The sequence below is a fragment of the Nonlabens sp. genome (assembly GCF_047636915.1).
Taxonomy (GTDB): Bacteria; Bacteroidota; Bacteroidia; order Flavobacteriales; family Flavobacteriaceae; genus Nonlabens.
In genome coordinates this window covers 1-5,561 of record NZ_JBLIGN010000126.1, presented here as the reverse complement: position 1 = coordinate 5,561, position 5,561 = coordinate 1, and the positions used below count along the sequence as shown (strand labels likewise).

At 38.6% G+C, this 5,561-nt stretch carries 6 protein-coding genes; all 6 read right to left on the bottom strand.

Translation table 11 applies throughout. From position 1 onward, the window contains the following. On the bottom strand, positions 1-706 hold a 706-nt coding region (locus ACJAT0_RS12415; RefSeq protein WP_415181909.1), incomplete at its 3' end, for a cell division protein FtsZ. 89 nt (positions 707-795) lie between these two features. Next, entirely contained in the window at positions 796-2,127 is a 1,332-nt protein-coding gene (gene ftsA, locus ACJAT0_RS12410) for a cell division protein FtsA (protein ID WP_374003755.1), read from the bottom strand. A 4-nt stretch (positions 2,128-2,131) separates the two neighbouring features. After that, positions 2,132-2,848 carry a cell division protein FtsQ/DivIB gene (locus ACJAT0_RS12405; protein ID WP_374003756.1) on the bottom strand — a complete coding sequence of 239 codons (717 nt, stop codon included), beginning with the start codon at positions 2,846-2,848 and terminating at the stop codon, positions 2,132-2,134. After that, complete coding sequence (murC, locus tag ACJAT0_RS12400; protein ID WP_415181908.1) at positions 2,841-4,202, bottom strand: UDP-N-acetylmuramate--L-alanine ligase; 1,362 nt, start codon at positions 4,200-4,202, stop codon at positions 2,841-2,843. Before murC ends, ACJAT0_RS12405 begins: the two co-directional genes overlap by 8 nt. Continuing rightward, positions 4,199-5,284, bottom strand: coding sequence for an undecaprenyldiphospho-muramoylpentapeptide beta-N-acetylglucosaminyltransferase (murG, locus tag ACJAT0_RS12395; RefSeq protein ID WP_415181910.1), 1,086 nt, complete (start codon positions 5,282-5,284; stop codon positions 4,199-4,201). Before murG ends, murC begins: the two co-directional genes overlap by 4 nt. Continuing rightward, on the bottom strand, positions 5,271-5,561 hold a 291-nt coding region (locus tag ACJAT0_RS12390; RefSeq protein WP_415181907.1), incomplete at its 5' end, for an FtsW/RodA/SpoVE family cell cycle protein. The genes murG and ACJAT0_RS12390, both read right to left, overlap by 14 nt.

Sequence of the window (5,561 nt, the reverse complement as noted above, 5' to 3'; positions counted from 1 at the left end):
GAGCACTTCCCATAATAGCGGTACCGCTATTAGCAAGTACTGTTCTCGCGTCATGTAGGTCAATGTTTTGAGTGTAATGGTTGGTTATTACTTCAGCAATACCTCGAGAGGCAGTAGCAAGTACTTCGTCAGCTTTTGAAAATCCTGCTTTGAAACCTAGGTTCCCATAAACATCTCTCAGTTTATTGTTATTGATAATAATCAAGGAATCCACACTCTTGCGAAATTTTTCTATTCCCTTTTGCGCTTGTTCATTACGTACTTTTCCTTCAAACTGGAAAGGAGTGGTTACAATACCTACCGTAAGGATATCCATATCTCGAGCAATCTTAGCAATTACCGGGGCGGCACCAGTTCCCGTTCCACCACCCATTCCTGCAGTGATGAATACCATTTTAGTATTAGAGTCCAATAATGATTTGACATCTTCTATACTTTCCTGTGCTGCGCGTTCTCCTACTTCAGGATTTGCTCCTGCTCCTAAACCTTCGGTTAAAGTAACTCCTAACTGGATTTTATTGGGCACAGGACTATTATCAAGCGCTTGTGCATCTGTGTTACAAATGACAAAATCTACTCCTTTAATTCCCTGCTGGTACATGTGCTTGATAGCATTGCTACCACCACCACCTACACCGATAACTTTGATTACGTTTGATTTGTTCTTAGGCAAATCGAAGGCTATGCTGTTAAATTCTTCACTCATAATGCGGCTACTTTATGGTTTAATCTTATGGTTTTTACACCACGGTATTTTTATTATTATATTCTAAATTAGTTTTCTTCAACAAAAGATCACTCTGCTTTGTCTAGGAATTCTTTGAACTTAGTTGCCCAAGAATCAAATATTCCTGGCTTTTTAACTTCATCAGAAATGGTTGGAGCTTCTTCCCTCATGGTATCTGCTGTATCCATTGCGGTTGCTTCAGCAACAATTACTGGAACTTCTTCTACCTCTTCTTTATAATGCTCTTCCAGACCTTTCAATACCAGTCCTACTGCGGTTGCAAATAGGGGACTTGTACTTTCTGTATCGCTATCACCGGCGAGATGCTCGTTAGGATATCCTATCCTGCTAGGCATGCCTGTTACATACTCTGCTAGTTGCTTGATGTGTTTTAATTGGGCTCCACCGCCAGTTAAAACCACTCCTGCGATTAATTGCTTTTTAGGCTCGTCATGACCGTAGTTTTTAATCTCTACAAAAACCGTTTCTAAGATCTCAATAACGCGAGCGTGAATAATCTTACTTAAGTTTTTAAGCGTAATCTCTTTAGGCTCGCGACCTCTTAATCCAGGGATAGAAACAATTTCATTTTCTTTATTTTCTCCTGGCCAAGCACTACCAAATTTTGTTTTGAGAAGTTCGGCTTGTTTTTCTATAATCGAACAACCTTCTTTGATGTCTTGTGTAATGATATTACCTCCTTGAGGAATTACCGCCGTATGGCGTATGATTCCATCTTTAAAAATGGCAAGATCTGTAGTTCCTCCACCTATATCAATTAACGCAACACCAGCCTCCTTTTCTTCTTGACTTAGTACAGCATCTGCACTGGCAAGTGGTTCTAGCGTGATATTTTTCAATTCGAGATCGGCACTTTTCACACATCTATAGATGTTACGTATAGAAGCTACCTGACCTACCACTACATGAAAATTTGCTTCCAGTCTACCGCCATACATTCCTACGGGTTCCTTCACATCAGACTGTCCATCAATTTTATATTCTTGTGGCAATACATGTATAATTTCTTCTCCAGGTAGCATGACTAGCTTAAAAACTTGATTGCAAAGCTTTGCTATATCATCTTGATCGATGACTACATCACTATCTCCACGAGTAATGTAATCGCTGTGTTGCAGACTGCGTATGTGCTGTCCAGCAATACCAACTGTTACATCCTTTATTTTTATACCGCTTACCGTTTCTGCCTGACTTACGGCTTGTTGAATAGAGGTGATCGTTTGTGTAATATTATTTACCACGCCTCGATGTACTCCTAAACTTTTTGATCTCCCTACACCTAGAATCTCAAGTTTGCCGTATTCATTCTTACGACCGATCATAGCTACAATCTTTGTTGTACCTATATCCAGCCCTACTGCATATTCTTGTTTTTCCATTTTCCTACTTTTTTGTTACTACTACTTGATTGTCAAATCGCAAGTCTATTGTCTTTATCGCTCCCAGACTTTTGTCCTTTTGCATCTTTGAGATAAATGCTTTGTAATTGATCATTTTATGTTCTATTCTCTCGACTTTTCCTAATTTAACTTTAAAATTGAAAGCTCTTACCAATAAGGTTACCTCATCTCTTCTATCAAATTCTACTTGAGTAAATGATGCTTTTAACAACTCATCACTTTTAATAAAATTTATCAATTCAAAAGTTTTATCCTGCACTTTCTTATGGTATCCGTAAATCAGCGGCACGTTTACCGTATGTTCCTTAGATAAGGGCATGATTAAATTATCCTGATCTAAATAAGCATTTGTATTCCCCATAATCCTTGCAATAGGCTTTCTAGGCTGCACAACAACTTTGAGCAATCCGTCAAGAGAAACAGAAACCTCTGCATTTCTTATCATTGCATTTTCTAGGAGTCGCCTCTCGCACCTATTCAAATCTAAATTTTCTATGAACAGGTTCTTAACCGTATCGTTATTTTGTATCAACAATTTATTAACGTTCTTTTCTGAAATAAAGGGATCACTATAATCCGTGAACGTTATGCTTATCGCGTTTAGCTTTCTGGCCTTGTAACGATTTGACGCAAAGCCATAAAGACTGATTACCAATAAGGTAACCAATACCAACTTTATGATGTTTATCAACTTATGCATCAGCCCATTTTTGAATTAACTTAAGGCTCTCAACTCCTATATCTCCCGCGCCTAAAAGGAGTACTATTCTTGTTCCCATTTCATCGATAAACTCTTTAATATCCTCTTTCTCGACTGTAACCACTATCTGAGGTGCCTTTTCTAATAGATTTATTTTCTGACACAACAGTTTGGAAGTAATTCCCTCCATAGGGAGTTCTCTAGCTGGATAAATATCTAACAAGGCCACTTTGTCAAACTGACTTAAGGCTTGCGCAAACTCCTCCATAAAATCCCGCGTCCTAGAGAATAAATGAGGTTGAAACACTACCAATTTCTCTTCCCCTGGATACATTTCTGAAACTGCCTGAAAAACAGCATTGATTTCTGTAGGATGATGTGCGTAATCATCTATTAAAACCCTTTTTGCCGTATTTATCCTATAGGTAAACCTGCGTTCTACCCCTGGAAAGGATCCTAAAGCCAACTTCAATTTATCAGCATTTACGCCATATTCTATAGCTACCGCCATGGCGAGGATCGCATTACTTAAGTTGTGCCGACCAGGTAATCTTAAGACACATTTTTCTATAATTCTTTGTGGCGTTTTTAAATCAAAATGATAAACTCCATCCACGATGGTTAAATTTATCGCTTGATAATCCCCAGAATGCAGTCCTACTTTTAAACCTTTTAAATCCAGCTGTTCATTAATTAGCAGCGTATTGACATCAAGTAATCCAGCAAAATCATGAAAGGTCTTTTCGAAGGTCGCTGCATCTCCATAAATATCTAGATGATCTGCATCCATGGAAGTGATTCCAGCAATATCTGGATCGAGTTGCAGGAATGATCGGTCAAATTCGTCTGCTTCTACCACCATAACGTCAGTTCCAGAAGACAGATAATTAGTATGGTATCCTTCAAGAATCCCACCTAAAAATGCGGTTACCTTTACATCACTTTTATAAAGCAAATGGGCTAAAATAGCAGTCGTTGTTGTTTTTCCATGCGTTCCAGCAATAGCTAGACAAGTCATGGTTTTAGAAATCTGACCTAGAAGTTGCGCCCGTTTCATGGTAGTCATACCGCTTTCGCGAAAGCGTACAAGTTCTCCAAAATCTATAGGTACTGCAGGTGTGTAAATTACTTGTGCCGTGGCCTTCATTTTAAAAGCCTCTGGAATTTTATCGAAATTATCAGTGTAATGAATATCAATGCCTTCTTCCTCCAACTTTACAGATAATGACGTCACTATACGGTCGTATCCAGCCACCTGTTTTCCCTGCTCATGCAGATAGCGAGCCAGCGCACTCATCCCTATCCCACCGATACCGATGAAATAAAAATGTGATATGTGTTCTAGCTCTTTCATTTAATTAATTGCTCTATTTCGTTTACTATATGTTGCGTTGCGTCTGGAAACGCCTCTTTTTTGATGTTTTTTGAGAGCTTTTTCTGTAACTCTTCATTGGAATACAGACCGTTCCAAAGTGTTGTAAAATTTTGATCCAAATCTGATTCTCTAATCATCAACGCAGCATCTTTTTCAGTTATTGCTTGCGCATTTTTAGTTTGGTGATCTTCGGCTACATTCGGTGATGGAATAAATATCACAGGCTTACCAACGATGCAAAGCTCAGAGATAGATCCAGCACCAGCACGGGAAATAACAAAATCTGCTGCTGCGTAAGCCAGATCCATTCTATTTAAAAAGGAATAAACCTGCACGGTATCATCAGACTTATTTTTATATTCTTCATAATAAAACTTACCGCATTGCCAGATAATTTGCACCTCTTCTTTTAGTGCCATTAATTGGCTTTCTACCAATTGATTGATACTTCTAGCACCAAGAGAACCGCCCAATACAAGCAAGGTTTTTTTATTCCTATTTAATTTAAAATACGTTCCTGCTTCTTCTTTCAAATCAGAAACATTCAGTAAATCCTGACGTACTGGATTGCCCGTTAAAACAATGTTCTCCTTGGGGAAAAACCGCTCGAGACCAGAACTTGCGACACAAATTTTATTTACTTTTTTACTCAATAACTTATTAGTGATTCCTGGAAAGGAATTTTGCTCTTGTATTAAGGTAGGAATTCCCTTCTTACTAGCCATAAAAAGCAATGGCCCACTGGCAAAACCACCTGTCCCTATAGCGATATCTGGCTGGAAGTCTTTAATGATCTTGTGAGCATCATGTAAACTTTTTATCACTTTGAACGGAAACATCAGATTCTTTAGAGATAAACTTCGTTGAATTCCACTGATCCACAATCCCTTGATTTCATAACCAGCGGCAGGTACTTTTTCCATTTCCATGCGATCGCTTGCACCCACAAATAAAACCTCACAGTTTGCCCATCTTTTCCTGCATTCATTTGCAATAGAAATCGCTGGGAAAATGTGCCCACCTGTTCCTCCACCTGATATGATTATTTTATAGGGCTTCACTAAGTACATCTAAAGGGTTCTGTTCATCTTCGTTCATTTTTTCTTGAGCCTTGGTCTCTTCACGTTTTGCACTAACACTCAACACAATTCCAACTGCCATACAGGTCATTAAGATAGAAGTACCACCACTACTTATTAAAGGCAACGTCTGTCCCGTGACAGGAATTAGATTTACCGCAACTGCCATATTAGTCAGCGCTTGAAAAACTATAGGGAAGCCTACACCTACAACCAATAACTGTCCAAAAATAGAATCCGATTTTGTGGAAATAATAAT